We start from the raw sequence: 16,480 nt of genomic DNA, 5'->3' as shown, positions 1-16,480 counted from the left end.
GGTCCGATGATGTCATGAACAGATGATTTGAGAATATGGGTAGGTGCGGTGAATAAGGTCTTGATACTTCTGGTCGCTCTCGTCCTGCTGCCGACGTTCGCGTCAGCCCAGCAGAAACTGTTCAGCGATCCGGAAGTCACGGAAAAGAGCCATTTCCAGAAAACCTGCGGAAAAGTCGAGTTCGGTCCGGGCTTCGTCAAACGTTTCGACATCAACAATGATGGCATAACGGACGTCGTCACCGATCACAGCGACCTGACGTGCGACGGCGTTCGCGGCCCCAAATGCAATGCAGATGGCTGCCCGCAGAACTTCTACGTCCAGGCGAAGGAGGGCGGCTATATCATGATCGCCACCGCCCAGATCTACGGCTACGATTTCGTCCAGTATTTCGGCAACATGGTGTTCATGCTGCAGATGCATCCGCGGTTCTGCGAGCGCACCGATGCCGCGCCCTGCGTCATGCGGGTCCGCGTCCGCGGCGGCCGTTTCGTGACGATCTCGAAACAGTAATCGCGGCCCCTTCAGGGATCAGGGCGCCTTGATGCTGTCGATACGGCCCGCGAACCTATAGCCGAGAACGGCCATCCACTCCCGCGCGGCCGTCGCCGTCAGCTGCGTATTGAGCGCCGGCTGGGTGAAATCCAGCTTGGCGGATACGATGCCGCTGGTGCGAAAGTCGGTGGGCCAAGGCCGGACCGCTATTCCCGCCTTCTGAAACAGGGCGACGGAACGGGGCATGTGGAAGGCCGAGGTGATCAGCGCGCAATCGCTGAAGCCACGCTGCTTCAGAATTTCAGCTGTATTGAGCGTATTCTCGTAGGTGGTGCGCGATGTGTTTTCCTTCACCACCCGGTCCGCTGCTATGCCGAAGGCCGTGAAAAACCGTTCGGACGCCTGCGCTTCGCCTTCATAGACCCCACTGAACGATCCGTCGCCGCCGGAAATCAGGATGCGCGACTGCGGAAATTGCAGCGCCAGCCGACCCGCCTCGATAAACCGGTCCGCCGCCTGGTTGAACTCGATGCCACCCCGTGCGGCCGTCACCTCGCTCTCGAATGCACCGCCGAGAATGATCATGCAGGAGAGGTCTGCAGGATCGGTTGCCGGCTTGGCGTAGCGAGCCTCGAGAGACTGCAGCGCCAATGCGCCCGCCGTCGTATAGAGCGTGACGAACAGGGTGAGCGCACTCAGAAGTGCCGAGATGCCGGAAAGCTTCCGCAGGCCGAAAAACGCGAAGAGAGCGGCAAGCGCCGAAAGCAGGAAGGCGATGGAAAGCGGCTGCGCGAGCAGCCAGATCAGCTTGGAAATGAAAAACATGGACCGTCGTCTGTTTGAGTCCCGGCCAGTCTATCCTGTCGCGGGCCGATGGTGAACGCAGCAGCAGTCACTCTGTCTTGAGATAGGCTTCAACGCCGCGCGCTGCGGCAAGACCCGTGGCAAAGCAGGCAGTCAAAAGATAGCCGCCGGTCGGCGCTTCCCAGTCCAGCATTTCGCCGGCCGCGAACAGACCCGGACGCCGCTCCAGCATGAAGCCGCTATCGAGCTCGTCCCAGGCGATGCCACCGGCCGAGGAGATCGCTTCCGCAATCGGGCGAGGACGCAGCAGCGGGATCGGCAGCGCCTTGATCGCCCGCGCCAGATCCTCCGGCGGCATCCGGTTCACATCCGGTATCAGCTCGCGCAGCAAGGCCGCCTTGACACCGTCGAGGCCTGCACCCTTGCGCAGCCGGTTGGAAAAGCTCGCTTTCGCATCCTGCCGCGAGAGGTCGCGCACGAGACGCTCAAAGCTGCGGCCCGGCACGAGGTCGACATCAAGCACCGCCTGGCCATCCCTGTTGATCAACTCACGCAGGACTGCCGAATGCGCATAGACAAGGCTGCCTTCGATCCCGTGTTTCGAAATCACGAACTCGCCCTGATACGTGCCCGCATCCGATCGCGTCGAGACGGATTTGAGCGGCGCGCCGGCAAAACGCTCGACGAACACGTCGCTCCACTTAACGTCGAACCCGCAATTGGCCGCCTGGAACTCCGATATCGCAATCCCCTCGGCCTTCAGCCACGGCACCCATGCCGCATCCGAACCCAGCCGTGGCCAGCTTGCGCCACCAAGCGCCAGAATGACCGCATCCGGGCGGATGAGAAGGTCGCCATCAACAGTTTCAAACCTGAAACCGCCGCCTTCGAACCCCGTCCAGCGATGGCGCGTCTTCAGCACGACGCCCTGGTTGCCTAGTCGGGCAAGCCAAGCGCGCAGCAGTGGCGATGCTTTCATGGCAACCGGAAAAACCCGGCCCGACGTTCCGACGAATGTTTCCGTTCCGAGCTCCTGTGCCCAGGCGCGAACATTCGATGGCGTGAACGCGTCGAGCGCCGGTTGCATCCGCGACGAAGACGAGCTGAAACGACCGGAAAACCGGCCAAAATCCTCCGCATGGGTGATATTGAGCCCGGATTTTCCGGCCAGCAGAAACTTCCGCCCGAAGGTCGGCATCGCCTCGTAAACGGTCACGGAAAACCCTGCGGCGGAAAGATGCTCCGCCGCCATCAGTCCCGCCGGCCCGCCGCCTATGATCGCAACCTGTCTAGTCATGATCTCCGGTTACGGCAGATTACGGCGTTTTGCCATAGCCCCCGGCCGTCGGCGTTGTTACCGTCACCGCTTCGCCCGCCTCGATCACCGTCTGGGCACAGCCCGGAAGTGTCTCGATCGAGCCGTCGAGCCTGCGCATGGTGGTGATGCCAAGCTCTCCCTCTCCGCCGCCGTCAAGGCCGTGCGCGTGGAGCGTCCGATGCGAGGAGAGGATGGCGCAATCCATCGTTTCGAGAAACCGGATCGTCCGCTTCGTGCCGTCGCCTGCCGCAAACTGCCCCTGCCCGCCGGAATTGTCGCGGATGTGGAAATCTTCGAGCAGCACCGGATAGCGCGTCTCCAGGATTTCCGGATCTGTGAGACGCGAGTTGGTCATGTGCACATGGACAGCGTCGGTGCCGGCAAAGCCGCTACCGTCGTTGAACCGGCCGGCCGGCGAACCGGAGCACAGCGTCTCGTAATACTGGTAGGTGGCGTTGCCGAAGGTCAGGTTGTTCATCGTGCCTTGGCTTGCTGCGATCGCACCCAGCGCGCCGAACAGAGCATTCGTCACGTGCTGCGACGTCTCGACATTTCCGGCAACGACCGCTGCCGGATATTGCGGCTTGAGCATCGAACCATCAGGCACGATGATGCGGATAGGCTTCAGGCACCCAGCATTCATCGGGATTGAGCTCTCCACCATCACGCGGAACACGTAAAGAACCGCCGCGCGCGTCACAGGCTCGGGCGCGTTGAAATTGTTCTTTTTCTGCTCGCTGGTGCCGGTAAAATCGACCGTCGCCTCGCGCTTTTGCCTGTCGATGGTGATCTTGACCTTGATCGTGCTGCCCTGGTCGGTCGCGTAGGAAAACTCCGCATCACCGAGCTTTTCCAGAACGCGGCGGACGCTTTCTTCCGCATTGTCCTGGACGTGGCCCATATAGGCCTGCACGACATCGAGCCCGAACTGCGCGATCATCCGACGCATTTCGTAAACGCCCTTTTCGTTGGCCGCGATCTGCGCCCTGAGGTCCGCGACGTTCTGTGCAACGTTGCGGGCCGGGTAGGGATGGTCGGACAGGAGGTTGGTGATGCCCGCCTCGTCGAACCGGCCGCGGTCAACCAGAAGCACGTTGTCGAACAGCACGCCTTCCTCGTCGACGGTCGTCGCCAGCGGCGTCATCGATCCCGGCGCTGTGCCGCCGACATCGGCATGGTGACCGCGCGACGCGACGTAGAACAGGATTTTCTCACCCGCGTCATCGAACACCGGTGTCACCACGGTAATATCGGGCAGATGCGTTCCGCCATTGTAGGGCGCGTTCAACGCGAAGACGTCGCCGGGACGGATCTTGCCCTGGTTCTGCGCAATGATGCTTTCGACGGAGCGGTCCATCGATCCGAGATGAACCGGCATATGCGGTGCATTGGCGACCAGAGCGCCGTTCTCGTCGAACACGGCGCAGGAGAAATCCAGTCGTTCCTTGATGTTGACGGAGGACGCCGTGTTCTGCAGCGTCACGCCCATCTGCTCGGCAATCGACATGAACAGGTTGTTGAAGACCTCGAGCAGAACGGGATCGGCCTGGGTGCCGACAGCCTTGGCACGTGAGAGCTCGACGATACGCTTCAGGACGACGTGGTTGAGCCGGGTCACTTCGAATGCCCAGCCATCCTCGATCACGATTGTCTGGTGCGGCTCGACGATCAGGCAGGGACCGCTCGCGCGCGCACCGGGATTGATGTCGGCGCGGCGATAGACAGGTGCCTCGCGCCATGCGCCCGTGGAATAGAACCGCGTGTGCTCCGCAGCCGTTGGGGCCGCGTCGTCCAGCGCAAACTCAGGTTCCGATGCATCGGCACCACCGCCGATCGCCTCGACCTCGTAGGCCTCGAAGATGATCTCGCGGTTTTCGAAGATAAAGCCGAACTGCTTCCGGTGGACAGTCTCGAACGCTGCCGTCATCTCGGCGGCCTCTGTCACCGCGACCGAGAGGGTCGTATCCGTTCCCTGATAGCGAAGATGAGCACGGTGTAGCACCTCGGTCTGCGCTCGATCCACGCCCTGCGAACCCATTTCGGCGAGCACGCTGGCGGAAAGTTCGTCGCGTACCGGGTCGAGCGACGCCAATGCTTCGGAAAGCGGCCGCGAAACCGTCCGTTGGCGGGTGGCGCGGATATCGGCAAGACCCATCCCGTAGGCGGACAGGATGCCGGAAAACGGATGGATCAGGACCGTCGAGATACCGAGCGCGTCCGCTGTCAGGCAGGCATGCTGACCGCCGGCGCCACCAAAGCAGGTCAGCGCATAATGCGTAACGTCGTAGCCGCGCTGCACGCTGATCTTCTTGACGGCATTGGCCATGTTCTCGACCGCGATGGCAAGGAAACCATCCGCCACCTGTTCCGGCGTTCGGCCATCGCCGACCACCGTCGCCATCTCTTCGAAGGCTTTTCGCACGGCGGCGGCATCCAGCGGCTCGTCGCGGTTGGGCCCGAAAATCCTAGGGAAGAGCTCCGGTGAAAGCTTGCCCAGCATCACGTTCGCATCGGTGACGGTGAGCGGGCCGCCGCGGCGATAGGCTTTCGGGCCGGGATTGGCGCCGGCGGAATCCGGGCCGACGCGGAACCGACCGTTTTCGAAATGCAGGATAGAGCCCCCGCCGGCCGCGACCGTGTGGATCGACATCATCGGCGCGCGCATCCGCACGCCAGCGACTTCGGTCTCGAACGAACGTTCAAGCTCTCCGTCATAGTGCGAAACATCGGTGGACGTGCCGCCCATGTCGAAGCCGACCATTCTGTCGAACCCGGCAAGTCGCGAGGTTTCGACCGCGCCAACGACGCCGCCGGCCGGGCCTGACAGGATTGCGTCCTTGCCCTGAAACAGTCGTGCCGCGGTAAGGCCCCCAGACGACTGCATGAACATCAGCTGGGGTCCCTCAGAACCGGCAGTCTCCGCATCCGTGCCAAGCTCGCTCGCCACCTGATCGACGTAACGGCGCAGGATCGGTGAGAGATAGGCGTCAACGACGGTCGTGTCGCCGCGGCCGACCAGCTTGATCAGTGGCGAAACCTCATGGCTGACCGAGACCTGAGCAAAGCCGATCTCACGGCCGATCGTTGCAACGAGCTGTTCATGAGCCGGATAACGATAGGCATGCATAAAGACGATAGCGATCGCACGGTAGCCCGCATCGAACTGCGCCTGAAGGTCCGCGCGCACCGTCGCCTCGTCCGGCTCAGCCTCGACTTCTCCGTCGGCACGAACGCGCTCGTCGACTTCCACGGCCGCGGTATAGAGCAGTTCGGGCTTGACGATCTTCTTGGCAAAAATGTCGGTTCGGGCCTGATAACCGATTGCCAGCGCATCCTTGAAGCCGCGCGTGGTCACGAGCAGCGTCCGCTCGCCCTTGCGCTCCAGCAGCGCATTGGTGGCGACGGTCGTTCCCATTTTAACAGCGCCGACCAGTTCGGCCGGAATAGGTTGCCCAGCTTCGACCTGCAGCAACTCGCGAATGCCCTGCACGGCAGCATCGCGATAGGCTTCGGGATTTTCCGAAAGGACCTTGTGGGCCACAAGTGTCCCATCCGGCTTGCGCCCAACGATATCGGTAAATGTACCGCCGCGGTCGATCCAGAAATCCCACTTGTCCTGCGCCATGCAATGCCCCCGTAACGATCGATTTGAGGCCACGAGAACATTTCGTCGATAAAACGTCAATGATCGATTGACAGGAAAATGCCCAGTACGGCATCATGCCTTTATAACAGGCAAAGTGGCCAGAAGAGCCGCGCCGCAAAGGCAACCGAGGGGAAGCCATATGAGCGATCTACGCATTCTTGTGCGGAGGGCAAACTGTGTCCACCGTTGATCCACGCCACAGCATCTTCCCCGAATGGCTCCGTAAAGGGTTGGACGGTTTGTACCTCGTGTCCGGCTGGCTGGCCGGGCTTTTCCTGATTGCGATCTTCCTCATCATGCTCGCGCTTTCCGCAGGTCGCCCGCTTGGGATAGACGTTCCGGCCGGCGACGATTTCGCATCCTGGGCAATGGCGGCGTCTGCCTTCCTTGGTCTCGCCCATACATTCCGCTCCGGCGAAATGATCCGCGTCGGCTTGCTGGTGGAAAGGTTCACCGGCCGCACTCGCCAGATGGTCGAGATTTTTGCGCTGCTGGTGGGATCCGCCGCTGCCATCTATTTCGCCTGGTACGCTTTCGACATGAACGTCACCTCGTGGCGTTTTAACGATCTCGCCCAAGGCGTCATCGCCATGCCGCTGTGGATCCCGCAGATGGGTTTTTCCGGCGGCCTGATCATCCTGGCTGTCGCCATGACGGACGAGCTTCTGCACGTGCTTTTCGGTGGGTCGCCGCGCTACGAAAAGTTGCCTGCCGAAACCGCCGAAGAAGTGATTGAACGCGCAATGCAGAGCGGGGCCTGAAGCATGGGAACGATTGAACTCGTTGAAATCGCCGGCGTCGTCCTCGTCGCGCTGCTGGCGCTTCTCGCCGGCGGCGTCTGGATCGGCATCTCGCTGCTGATCTGCGGCCTGATTGCCATGCTTTTCGTGCCGGGCATCCCGTTTGGCGCGGTGCTGGCCACCAACTCCTGGAGCAATGGCGCGTCCTGGTCGCTGGCGGCACTGCCGCTGTTCGTCTGGATGGGTGAAATCCTGTTCAGGACAAAGCTGTCCGAAGAGATGTTTAGGGGTTTGGCACCCTGGCTCGGCTGGCTGCCGGGTAGGCTCATGCATGTCAACGTTCTCGGATGCGGCCTGTTCGGCTCGATCTCCGGTTCCTCGGCTGCAACCACGGCGATGATCGCCAAGATTGCCCTGCCGGAATTGAAGAAGCGCGGCTACGACGAAATGGTCAGCCTCGGCTCGCTGGCCGGTGCCGGCACGCTCGGCATTCTCATTCCGCCGTCGATCACCATGGTCGTCTATGCGGTCGCCGCCAACGTCTCGATCATCCAGATCTTCCTCGCCGGCTTCCTGCCGAGCCTGATCGTGATGGTCCTCTATTGCGGCTATATCGCCATTTGGTCGCTGCTCAACCCCGACAAGCAGCCGCCTGCACCGCCGAAGATGAGCTTCAAGGAGAAACTCAAGGAATCGGCGAACCTCATTCCGGTCAGCCTCCTGATCATCCTCGTCTTCGCAACGCTGTTGCTCGGCTGGGCCACGGCGACGGAATGTGCGGCCTGGGGTGTGGCCGGCTCGCTCGCCATTGCCGCCTGGTCGAAAACGCTCAGCTGGAAGTCCTTCTGGGACAGCGTCATGGGCGCGACACGTCTCACCTGCATGATCATGCTGATCCTGACAGGTGCCGGCTTTATGTCGATCGCCATGGGATATACCGGAATTCCGAACGCGCTGGCTGCCTGGGTCGATAGCTTCAACCTCAGCCCTTACGCGCTGATCGCCGTGCTGACGATCATGTATATTCTGCTCGGCGCGGCACTCGATGGGCTTTCGATGATCGTCCTCACGACGGTTGTCGTTCTGCCGATGATTGAGCAGGCCGGCTTCGACCTCGTCTGGTTCGGCATCTTCCTGGTGCTGATCGTCGAGATGGCGGAGGTCTCGCCCCCGGTCGGGTTCAATCTCTTCGTCCTGCAGACGATGAGCGGGCGCGATAGCCTGACGGTGGCAAAAGCCTCGCTGCCATTCTTTTTCCTGCTTGTGGCGACCGTCGCCATCATTACGGTTTTCCCGGAAATCGTGATGGTTCTGCCGAAAATGGCATTCCCGGGTTAATTACAAAGAGGGAACTGAAAATGAAGGTCACTGGAAAACTCGCCCGCCTCGGCATTGCCGCAGCCGCGCTCCTCGCATCCACAGCATCGTCTTTCGCAGCCAACTGGGTCCTGCCATCTGCCTATCCGCCGACCAACTACCATGTCGAGAACCTCAACCAGTTCGCCAAGGACATCGATGCGGCCACCAAAGGTGAGCTGAAGATCACCGTTCATCCGAATGCCTCCCTCTTCAAGGCCCCCGATATCAAGCGCGCGGTCCAGACCGGCCAGGCGCAGGCGGGCGAAGTGCTGCTGTCGCTGCACGAAAACGAAAACCCGGTCTTCGGGATCGACGTCGTGCCGTTCCTCGCCACAAGCTTCGAACAGTCCAAGAAGCTTTACACGGCCTCGAAGCCCGCTATCGAACAGGCGCTCGACAAGCAGGGCCTGAAGCTCCTCTACACCATGCCATGGCCGCCACAGGGCCTCTTCACCAAGAAGGACGTCAACACCGTTGCCGACCTGAAGGGTCTGAAGTGGCGCGCGTATAATGTCGGCACGTCGCGTATTGCGGAACTGGTCGGCGCCCAGCCGGTCACCGTCCAGGCCGCCGAACTGCCGCAGGCTCTGGCAACCAGTGTCGTCGATGGCTTGATGACCTCCAGCGCCACGGGCGTCGACAGCAAGATCTGGGAATCGCTGACCCACTACTATGACACCCAGGCCTGGATCCCGAAGAACGTCATCTTCGTCAACAAGGCTGCGTTCGCAGCCCTCGACGCCGCCACGCAGAAAGCCGTGACGGATGCGGCTGCGGCTGCAGAAACCCGCGGCTGGTCGATGGCCGCCGAAAAGACGGCGTCCTACATGGAAACGCTGAAGAAGAACGGCATGCAGGTTCTGGAACCAAGCGCCGAACTGAAGACCGGTCTTTCCGAAATCGGCGCCAAGCTGACCGAGGATTGGTCGAAGAAAGCCGGCGCAGATGGCGCCGCCATTCTGGACGCCTACAAGAAGATGTGATTTCGGAAGCGCCGCGGCAATCGTGCCGCGGCGCCCTCTCATTCCGGAGAAGCTCATGTCCGAACCGATAGACACTGTTGGCCCGATCGTTTCTTCGGAGCACCTGGCAAGCGGCGCGCTGCCGGCTCTGTCCGAAATCGAGTTCGGCCTCACCATGCTCAATCATGCGTTCAGCCGCTGGATGGTGCGCTGCATGGCGGCATCCGGCGTGCCCGACCTTTCGACCGTCGACATCCTCGTCCTCCACAACGTCAACAGCCGCAACAAGCCGAAAACGCTGGCCGATATCGCGCTCGTCCTCAATATCGAAGACACGCATGTGGTGACCTACGCGCTGAAAAAGCTGGAACGGCTGAAGCTGATCAAGTCCGGCAGACGCGGCAAGGAAAAGCTGGTCATGGTGACGGAAGCGGGTGCTGCCGCCTGCGCCCGCTACAAGGCGATGCGTGAAAGCCTGCTCGTCAAATCAGTGCTGGCAACCGAAGTATCCGCCGACTCCCTGTCGGATGTCGCAGCCCGCCTTCGCGCCCTGTCCGGCCATTACGATCAGGCCGCCCGCGGCGCGGCGTCTCTCTAGCGACAAAACGCTAGGACAGAAGCGCCCTCGTCAGCGGATGCTGCGGATCGGATAGCCCGTCCAGCACTGTGAAATGGTTTCGGTCCGGCTCTTCGACCGCTTCGGTCTCTGCCCCCAGACCCTTCCAGATATTGGCGAGCAGCGCGTTCTGGCGAAGGAATTCCGAGCGTTCGTTGCCGCCCACCCAGCAGGTGAGGCGCGTGTTCGGGAGGGGTTCCAGCAAGGCCGGGCTTTCCAGCTGCGCCTCGTCAGGATCGATCTGCTGCTTCTCGTTCATCTTCGTCCTCATGATCGGGCGAAGGTCATGCACGCCTGAGATCGACACCGTGTTGACGATGCGGTCGCGGACGGTCTCTGCAAGCGGCGATGTGGTGGTGATCATCCGCGTCACCAGATGCCCGCCGACCGAATGCCCGGCAAGCCGGATCGGCCCCTCCACCAGCTCTGCCGCTGCCGTGATCGCCTCACCGATCTCGCGGGTGATTTCAGCGATCCGGTTTTCCGGCGCAAGCGTATAGGCCGGCAGAGCCACCGCATATCCGCTTTCCAGAGCGCCATGGGCAAAATGCGACCAGTAGCTGTTGTCGAGCGCGATCCAGAAGCCGCCATGGACATAGACGACGAGGCCTGCCGGCTTTCCCGCGGGCAGCAAGAGATCGAACCGGTTGCGCGGCTTGTCGCCATAGGCAATGTCGAGCTTCGCACGTCCTTCTGCCGCGAGCGTTTCGCGGTACAGCCTTGCCGGTTCCACCCAGGCCGCAGGCCAACGATCGCCCTTTGGAATGTTCGGGCCATTGGCATAGGCGTCGTCCCAGTCGATGATCCCGTGGCGCATGTGATTGTCTCCTGTTCGATCCGACAAGCGTCATAACCCGCCCCCGATGTCGCTGGAAAGCCTGCCTTGCTGTTCCAAGACTTCTCCTCGTCGGCATAGTTTGCTTTGTGATGCTTTTTGCGCTTGCACGCGGTGGAAGTTTGCCGGCGAATGTGGAAGGTAACGGTTTCACCGCCATCGACGGATTGGCGGAGCAGGGGATAAAAAAGGGGAGAATGACGATGAAGAAAATCCTGGCAGCCGCCACGATGGCACTCGGCCTCGGCGCATCCGGTCTGGCCATCGCCGAGCCGCTCAAGATCGGCATGATCACTACGCTATCCGGCGGCGGTGCAGGCCTCGGCGTCGATACGCGCGACGGCTTCATGCTGGCCATCAAGCAGTCCGGCAACAAGGATATCACCGTCGTTACCGAGGATGATGCGCAGAAGCCGGAACTCGCCGTGCAGATCGCCGACAAGATGATCCAGAGCGACAATGTCGACCTGCTCACCGGCATCGTCTGGTCGAACCTGCTGATGGCCGTCGTGCCTGGCGCAGTCGCGCAGGACAAGTTCTACGTCTCGACCAACGCAGCACCCGCAGCGCTTGCCGGTGCCGGCTGCAACAAACTGTATTTCAATGCTGCCTATCAGAACGACAATCTTCACGAAGCTGTCGGCAAATATGCCAACAAGTCCTACAAGAAGATGTTCATCCTGGCGCCGAACTATCCGGCCGGCAAGGATTCGCTGACCGGCTTCAAGCGCTATTACAAGGGCGAGCTCGCGGGCGAGGTCTATACCAAGGTTGGCCAGACCGATTACGCTGCCGAAATCGCCCAGATGCGGGCATCGGGTGCAGACGGCATCTTCGTCTTCCTGCCGGGCGGCATGGGCATTTCCTTCATGAAGCAGTTTGCCCAGTCGGGTGTGAAGATCCCGGTCATGGGCCCGGGCTTCTCCTTCAGCCAGGATGTGTTGCCGGCGATCGGCGATGCGGCGCTCGGCGCCAAGGCATCGGGGCAGTGGGCTCCGGATTTCGATACCGACGTCAGCCGCAAATTCGTCACCGACTTCAAGGCCGAATACAATCGCCTGCCGTCCATCTATGCGCTCCAGGCCTATGATGCCGGTCAGCTCATCGCGTCGGCCGCCGCCAAGGCAGACGTCAAGGATACCGAGGCTTTCCGCGCCGAACTTCTGAAAGCCGACATCCAGTCGCCGCGTGGAAAGTTCAAGTTCAACACCAACCAGCATCCGATCCAGGATATCTACCTGACGGAAGTGGTGAAGAAGGACGGCGTTTTGACCAACAAGACGGTCGAGAAGATCTTTGCCGATCATGGCGATGCCTACGCCAAAGACTGCAAGATCTAAGGGAAGCATGTGACCATCTCGCTTGCTCTCGAGCAGCTGCTGAACGGCATCCAGCTCGGCGTCATGTTGTTTCTCATGTCTGCCGGGCTGACGCTGATCTTCGGCGTCATGGGCCTGATCAATCTCGCCCACGGCTCGCTCTATATGGTCGGCGCCTTCGCCTGCGCAGCCGTTGCAGCATTGACCGGGTCGTTCTGGCTCGGCCTCGTCGCCAGCCTCGCCTGTGCGGCGGCGGCCGGTGCCATCGTCGAACTCCTGGTCATCCGCAGGCTCTATGATCGCGACCATCTCGATCAGGTTCTGGCGACTTTCGCGCTGATCCTGATCTTTTCCGAGGGCACACGCTGGCTGTTCGGTTCATTCCCGCTTTACCTCGATATTCCGCCGCTGCTGCAGGGCGCGGTCGCTCTGCCGGGGGATGCAACCTATCCGGTCTATCGCCTGGCGATCATCGCCGTCGGTGCCTTGGTGGCACTCGGCCTTTATCTGCTGATCGGCAAGACCCGGCTCGGCATGCGCATAAGGGCCGGCGAAAGCGACCGAGAGATGATCGGCGCGCTCGGCGTCGATATCCGCACGCTCTATACGCTGGTCTTTGCACTGGGCTCCGCTCTGGCGGGACTTGCTGGCGCAATCGTCGGCCCGCTGCAATCGGTCCAGGTCGGCATGGGCGAACCGGTGCTCATCCTCGCCTTCGTGGTGATTGTCATCGGCGGCATCGGTTCGATCAAGGGTGCGCTCGTTGGCGCGCTGCTCGTCGGCATCACCGATACGCTCGGCCGGCTTCTTCTGCCGCAATTGTTGGCTCTGTTCATGGACCCGTCCCAGGCGGGCATGATCGGCGGCGCTGCGGCATCGATGCTGATCTATGTGGTCATGGCGGTCATCCTGTCGGTAAAACCTCGCGGCCTGTTTCCGCCAGCCCATGCATGAAAGCCGTTCAACGATGGTGCTGACCCGCGAAAACGCAGTCAATCTCACGCTGGCTGTGCTGCTGCTCGCTGTCCCCTTGATCGCGAGCGCGCTCGGCCAGCCGTTCTACATAACCCTTGCAACGCGGATCGCTATCCTTGCTTTGGCAGCCCTCGGCCTCAATCTTGCGCTTGGCCTCGGCGGTATGGTTTCGTTCGGCCACGCGGCCTTTTTCGGCATCGGAGGCTATGCCGCCGGCATTCTTGCGAGCCACGCGCTATCAGGCGAACCGCTTCTGTTCGATCTCTCAGGCACGGCGCAGATGCCGATCATCTGGCTTGTCGCGGTCATCGCAGCCGGTGTGGTGGCGCTCGCCATCGGGGCGCTCAGCCTCAGGACCTCGGGCGTCTATTTCATAATGATCACGCTCGCCTTCGCGCAGATGGTCTATTATTTCGCGATATCCTGGCCTGCCTATGGTGGCGAGGACGGGCTTTCGATCGCGGTGCGCAATCAGTTTCCGGGCACCAACACGATGCGCCCGCTGAATTTCTTCTTTGTCGCTTACGTTGTGCTTTTGGCCGGCATCGGCCTGTTCGCGCTGATCCGCGCGTCGCGTTTCGGTGCGGCTCTGGTTGCCACCCGCCAGAACGAGATCCGCGTCGCCGCCCTCGGCATAGACCCCTACCGCATCCGGCTCGCGGGCTTCGTCATCTCGGCCATGATCACAGCCCTTGCCGGCGCGCTCTATGCGGATCTCAACCGCTTCGTCAGCCCATCCATGCTCACCTGGCACATGTCGGGCGAACTGATCGTGCTGATCATTCTCGGCGGCACCGGCAGGCTTTTCGGGCCGCTAGCAGGGGCAGCGCTTTATGTGGCGTTCGAGTTCGCTCTGGGCGGCCTTACCGAACGCTGGCAGTTCTTCCTTGGCCTCATCCTTCTCGGCGTGGTTCTGTTTGCCCGCGGCGGATTGCTCGGCCTGCTTGCCGGAAAGACCAAACATGGTTGAGCCGGTCCTTGAGATAGACAATCTCGTCAAGAGCTTCGGAGCGCTTCGTGCCACCGACGGCATCACGCTCGACCTGAAGCCCGGCGAAATCCACGCACTGATCGGCCCTAACGGTGCGGGTAAATCAACCCTGATCCACCAGATCTGCGGCACGCTTAGGCAGGACAGCGGCACGATCCGCCTCGCCGGGCAAGACATCGGCGCACTGAGTGCTGCCGCCCGCGCCCGACGCGGGCTCGGTCGCACATTTCAGGTGTCGTCGCTGGCACCAGAGTTTTCCGCATTGCGAAACGTCATGCTGGCGGTGCAGGCAAGGCAGGGGTCGAGTTTCGGCGTCTTCCGACCTGTCATGCGCGACAGATCGCTGATCGATCCTGCAATGGCGATCCTCGAGCGCGTGGGCCTCTCCGATCGGGCGAGGCTGCCGGCGGCCGAGCTTTCCCACGGCGAGCGTCGCCAGCTGGAGATCGCCATGGCGCTCGCATTGCAATCCAAGGCTCTGCTTCTCGACGAGCCGATGGCAGGGATGGGACCGGAAGGTTCGAAACGGCTAACAGGCTTTCTCGATACGCTGCGCCAGGAAGCCCCGATCTTGCTCGTGGAACACGATATGGATGCCGTCTTCGCGCTGGCCGACCGGATTTCGGTTCTGGTCTACGGCCGCATCATCGCAACCGGCACGGTTGAGGATATAAGGCGCGATCCGGCGGTCCGTACCGCCTACCTGGGGGATCACGCCTGATGCTGCTCGATGTCAAGGATATCGCGACGTACTACGGCAGCAGCCAGGCGCTGTTCGGCGTCGAATTTGCGGTGGCGGAAGGCGAGGTCGTGGCGCTGATGGGCCGCAACGGCATGGGCAAGTCCACGACCATCAAGTCGATCTGCAATCTCTTGAGCCCGAAAACCGGCCGCATCGTCTTCGATGGTAAGGACACCGGGAAGCTGGCACCCTACAAGGTGGCGCGGCTGGGCGTCGGACTTGTGCCCGAGGGACGCCGCTGTTTCCCGAACCTCACCGTTCACGAAAACCTGGTCGCCGCCGCAAGACCCGGTGAATGGACCGTCTCAGAGATCAATGCCCTGTTTCCCCGTCTGGAGGAACGGCATGCGCAGATAGCCAGATCGCTCTCCGGCGGCGAGCAGCAGATGCTGGCGATCGGACGCGCGCTGATGACCAATCCGCGGCTGCTGATCCTCGACGAGGCGACGGAGGGGCTTGCACCTGTCATCCGCCAGGATATCTGGAAGGCGTTGCGCCAGTTGAAGACGAAGGGCCTGTCCATTCTCCTGGTCGACAAGACGCTGTCCGAGCTCTTGCCGGTTGCCGACCGGTGCGTCATCCTCGAAAACGGCAGAAGCGTCTGGATCGGCGCCCCAGCCGATCTGACACCAGGGTTGCAGGATCGATATCTCGGAGTGTGAGCAATGACGGACGATCTGCAAACCATCGTCGACCGGATCCACGCCAAGCTGCAGAGCCGGCTGGGCGAGGGCAAGGTGGCCGACTACATTCCCCAGCTCGCCCATGTCGACCCGCGCAAGTTCGGCATGGCTGTCGTCACGGTCGACGGCAAGGTCCATAGCGCCGGAGATTGCGCCGAACCTTTCTCGATCCAGAGCGTGTCGAAGGTTTTCACGCTGACGCTGGCGCTCGGCAAGCATGGCGAAACCACCTGGAACCGGGTCGGTCGGGAGCCGTCGGGCTCTCCCTTCAACTCCATTGTCCAGCTCGAACAGGAGGCCGGAAAGCCCCGCAACCCCTTCATCAATGCCGGCGCGATTGCCGTCAGCGATCTCGTTCTTGCTGGCCATACGCCGCGCGAGGCGATCGGGGAGATCCTGCGCTTCGTCCGCTATCTGGCGGATGACGAAACGATCGCGATCGACCCGTCGGTTGCGAAATCCGAGGAAGCGACCGGCTACCGAAATTTTGCGCTTGCCAATTTCATGCGCTCTTTCAACAAGCTCTCGCATCCGGTCGAGCATGTGCTCGGCGTCTATTTCCACCACTGCGCCATCTCCATGACTTGCACCCAGCTGGCGCGGGCCGGTCTATTCCTCGCCGCCAATGGCCGCAACCCGATGACCGGGCACACCGTGGTCTCAAGCCAGCGGGCACGGCGCATCAATGCCCTCATGCTGACCTGCGGCCACTATGACGGCTCCGGCGAGTTCGCTTATCGGGTCGGACTTCCCGGCAAGAGTGGTGTCGGCGGCGGCATCATGGCCGTGGCGCCGGGACGCGCATCAATGGCCGTCTGGTCTCCGGGTCTCAATCAGAACGGCAATTCGCTGGTCGGTTCGCTGGCGCTCGAAATGCTGGCGGATGAAACCGGTTGGTCCGTGTTCGGGCACTGACACAACACTCCCTTCAAAACAGAAAGCCCGGCCTCCTTTCGGAAGACCGGGCTTGTTTCGTTGGGGGAAGGCTGAGGTCC

At 61.7% G+C, this 16,480-nt stretch carries 15 protein-coding genes; 11 read left to right on the top strand and 4 right to left on the bottom strand.

Features of this window, described 5'->3' with window-relative positions; translation table 11 throughout:
- The first annotated feature begins 48 nt into the window (after nt 1-48).
- A complete protein-coding gene (locus AC0JZ8_RS05375; protein WP_092664052.1) occupies nt 49-513 on the top strand; it encodes a hypothetical protein in 465 nt (154 codons plus the stop codon).
- 18 nt (nt 514-531) lie between these two features.
- On the opposite strand, the gene AC0JZ8_RS05370 is transcribed toward AC0JZ8_RS05375, so the two are convergent.
- The 3 genes from AC0JZ8_RS05370 to AC0JZ8_RS05360 all read right to left on the bottom strand — a co-directional run bounded on the left by AC0JZ8_RS05370 (nt 532) and on the right by AC0JZ8_RS05360 (nt 6,242).
- On the bottom strand, nt 532-1,320 hold the full coding sequence (locus tag AC0JZ8_RS05370) for a YdcF family protein (protein ID WP_192087729.1): 789 nt from the start codon (nt 1,318-1,320) through the stop codon (nt 532-534).
- A gap of 67 nt (nt 1,321-1,387) precedes the next feature.
- Nucleotides 1,388-2,599, bottom strand: coding sequence for a TIGR03862 family flavoprotein (locus tag AC0JZ8_RS05365; protein ID WP_471893330.1), 1,212 nt, complete (start codon nt 2,597-2,599; stop codon nt 1,388-1,390).
- Between the two features lie 16 nt (nt 2,600-2,615).
- On the bottom strand, nt 2,616-6,242 hold the full coding sequence (locus tag AC0JZ8_RS05360) for a hydantoinase B/oxoprolinase family protein (RefSeq protein ID WP_471891986.1): 3,627 nt from the start codon (nt 6,240-6,242) through the stop codon (nt 2,616-2,618).
- Between the two features lie 197 nt (nt 6,243-6,439).
- Here AC0JZ8_RS05360 and AC0JZ8_RS05355 point away from each other — a divergent pair, with 197 nt between their 5' ends.
- The 4 genes from AC0JZ8_RS05355 to AC0JZ8_RS05340 are packed head-to-tail and all read left to right on the top strand — an operon-like array spanning nt 6,440 to nt 9,922.
- Nucleotides 6,440-7,024 carry a TRAP transporter small permease gene (locus tag AC0JZ8_RS05355; RefSeq protein WP_471891985.1) on the top strand — a complete coding sequence of 195 codons (585 nt, stop codon included), beginning with the start codon at nt 6,440-6,442 and terminating at the stop codon, nt 7,022-7,024.
- Nucleotides 7,025-7,027: 3 nt separating this feature from the next.
- Nucleotides 7,028-8,341 carry a TRAP transporter large permease gene (locus tag AC0JZ8_RS05350; protein WP_471891984.1) on the top strand — a complete coding sequence of 438 codons (1,314 nt, stop codon included), beginning with the start codon at nt 7,028-7,030 and terminating at the stop codon, nt 8,339-8,341.
- Between the two features lie 20 nt (nt 8,342-8,361).
- Entirely contained in the window at nt 8,362-9,345 is a 984-nt protein-coding gene (locus tag AC0JZ8_RS05345) for a TRAP transporter substrate-binding protein (protein ID WP_471891983.1), read from the top strand.
- Nucleotides 9,308-9,922, top strand: a complete 615-nt coding sequence (locus AC0JZ8_RS05340) for a winged helix DNA-binding protein (RefSeq protein ID WP_446737906.1) — start codon at nt 9,308-9,310, stop codon at nt 9,920-9,922. The genes AC0JZ8_RS05345 and AC0JZ8_RS05340 overlap by 38 nt, the downstream gene beginning before the upstream one ends.
- A 10-nt stretch (nt 9,923-9,932) precedes the next feature.
- Here the strand turns inward: AC0JZ8_RS05340 and AC0JZ8_RS05335 are convergent, their stop codons facing one another.
- Nucleotides 9,933-10,757, bottom strand: coding sequence for an alpha/beta hydrolase (locus tag AC0JZ8_RS05335; protein WP_471891982.1), 825 nt, complete (start codon nt 10,755-10,757; stop codon nt 9,933-9,935).
- A 221-nt stretch (nt 10,758-10,978) separates the two neighbouring features.
- On the opposite strand from AC0JZ8_RS05335, the gene AC0JZ8_RS05330 reads away from it, so the two are divergent.
- From AC0JZ8_RS05330 to AC0JZ8_RS05305, 6 genes are read left to right on the top strand one after another with little or no spacing between them, the layout of a single operon-like run.
- Nucleotides 10,979-12,115, top strand: coding sequence for an ABC transporter substrate-binding protein (locus tag AC0JZ8_RS05330; RefSeq protein ID WP_471891981.1), 1,137 nt, complete (start codon nt 10,979-10,981; stop codon nt 12,113-12,115).
- A gap of 9 nt (nt 12,116-12,124) precedes the next feature.
- Nucleotides 12,125-13,048: a branched-chain amino acid ABC transporter permease gene (locus AC0JZ8_RS05325; protein ID WP_471891980.1), complete on the top strand. Its 924-nt coding sequence runs from the start codon at nt 12,125-12,127 to the stop codon at nt 13,046-13,048.
- 13 nt (nt 13,049-13,061) lie between these two features.
- On the top strand, nt 13,062-14,039 hold the full coding sequence (locus tag AC0JZ8_RS05320; protein WP_471891979.1) for a branched-chain amino acid ABC transporter permease: 978 nt from the start codon (nt 13,062-13,064) through the stop codon (nt 14,037-14,039).
- The gene (locus AC0JZ8_RS05315) at nt 14,032-14,781 is read left to right on the top strand and encodes an ABC transporter ATP-binding protein (protein ID WP_471891978.1); all 750 of its coding nucleotides are present in this window, start codon (nt 14,032-14,034) and stop codon (nt 14,779-14,781) included. The genes AC0JZ8_RS05320 and AC0JZ8_RS05315 overlap by 8 nt, the downstream gene beginning before the upstream one ends.
- On the top strand, nt 14,778-15,464 hold the full coding sequence (locus tag AC0JZ8_RS05310; protein ID WP_471893329.1) for an ABC transporter ATP-binding protein: 687 nt from the start codon (nt 14,778-14,780) through the stop codon (nt 15,462-15,464). Before AC0JZ8_RS05315 ends, AC0JZ8_RS05310 begins: the two co-directional genes overlap by 4 nt.
- 3 nt (nt 15,465-15,467) lie before the next feature.
- The gene (locus AC0JZ8_RS05305) at nt 15,468-16,400 is read left to right on the top strand and encodes a glutaminase (protein WP_113109265.1); all 933 of its coding nucleotides are present in this window, start codon (nt 15,468-15,470) and stop codon (nt 16,398-16,400) included.
- Nucleotides 16,401-16,480: the final 80 nt, after the last annotated feature.

It is taken from the genome of Velazquezella soli (genome assembly GCF_977018685.1).
The sequence above is the reverse complement of the archived record's forward strand: the minus strand, read 5'-3'. Positions and strand labels throughout refer to the sequence as shown.

Excerpts from the sequence above, each read along its gene's own strand:
- AC0JZ8_RS05370 (WP_192087729.1), bottom strand. The coding sequence starts at position 1,320 with ATGTTTTTCATTTCCAAGCTGATCTGGCTGCTCGCGCAGCCGCTTTCC.
- AC0JZ8_RS05360 (WP_471891986.1), bottom strand. The coding sequence starts at position 6,242 with ATGGCGCAGGACAAGTGGGATTTCTGGATCGACCGCGGCGGTACATTT.
- AC0JZ8_RS05350 (WP_471891984.1), top strand. The coding sequence starts at position 7,028 with ATGGGAACGATTGAACTCGTTGAAATCGCCGGCGTCGTCCTCGTCGCG.
- AC0JZ8_RS05345 (WP_471891983.1), top strand. The coding sequence starts at position 8,362 with ATGAAGGTCACTGGAAAACTCGCCCGCCTCGGCATTGCCGCAGCCGCG.
- AC0JZ8_RS05340 (WP_446737906.1), top strand. The coding sequence starts at position 9,308 with ATGGCGCCGCCATTCTGGACGCCTACAAGAAGATGTGATTTCGGAAGC.
- AC0JZ8_RS05335 (WP_471891982.1), bottom strand. The coding sequence starts at position 10,757 with ATGCGCCACGGGATCATCGACTGGGACGACGCCTATGCCAATGGCCCG.
- AC0JZ8_RS05330 (WP_471891981.1), top strand. The coding sequence starts at position 10,979 with ATGAAGAAAATCCTGGCAGCCGCCACGATGGCACTCGGCCTCGGCGCA.
- AC0JZ8_RS05320 (WP_471891979.1), top strand. The coding sequence starts at position 13,062 with ATGGTGCTGACCCGCGAAAACGCAGTCAATCTCACGCTGGCTGTGCTG.
- AC0JZ8_RS05315 (WP_471891978.1), top strand. The coding sequence starts at position 14,032 with ATGGTTGAGCCGGTCCTTGAGATAGACAATCTCGTCAAGAGCTTCGGA.
- AC0JZ8_RS05305 (WP_113109265.1), top strand. The coding sequence starts at position 15,468 with ATGACGGACGATCTGCAAACCATCGTCGACCGGATCCACGCCAAGCTG.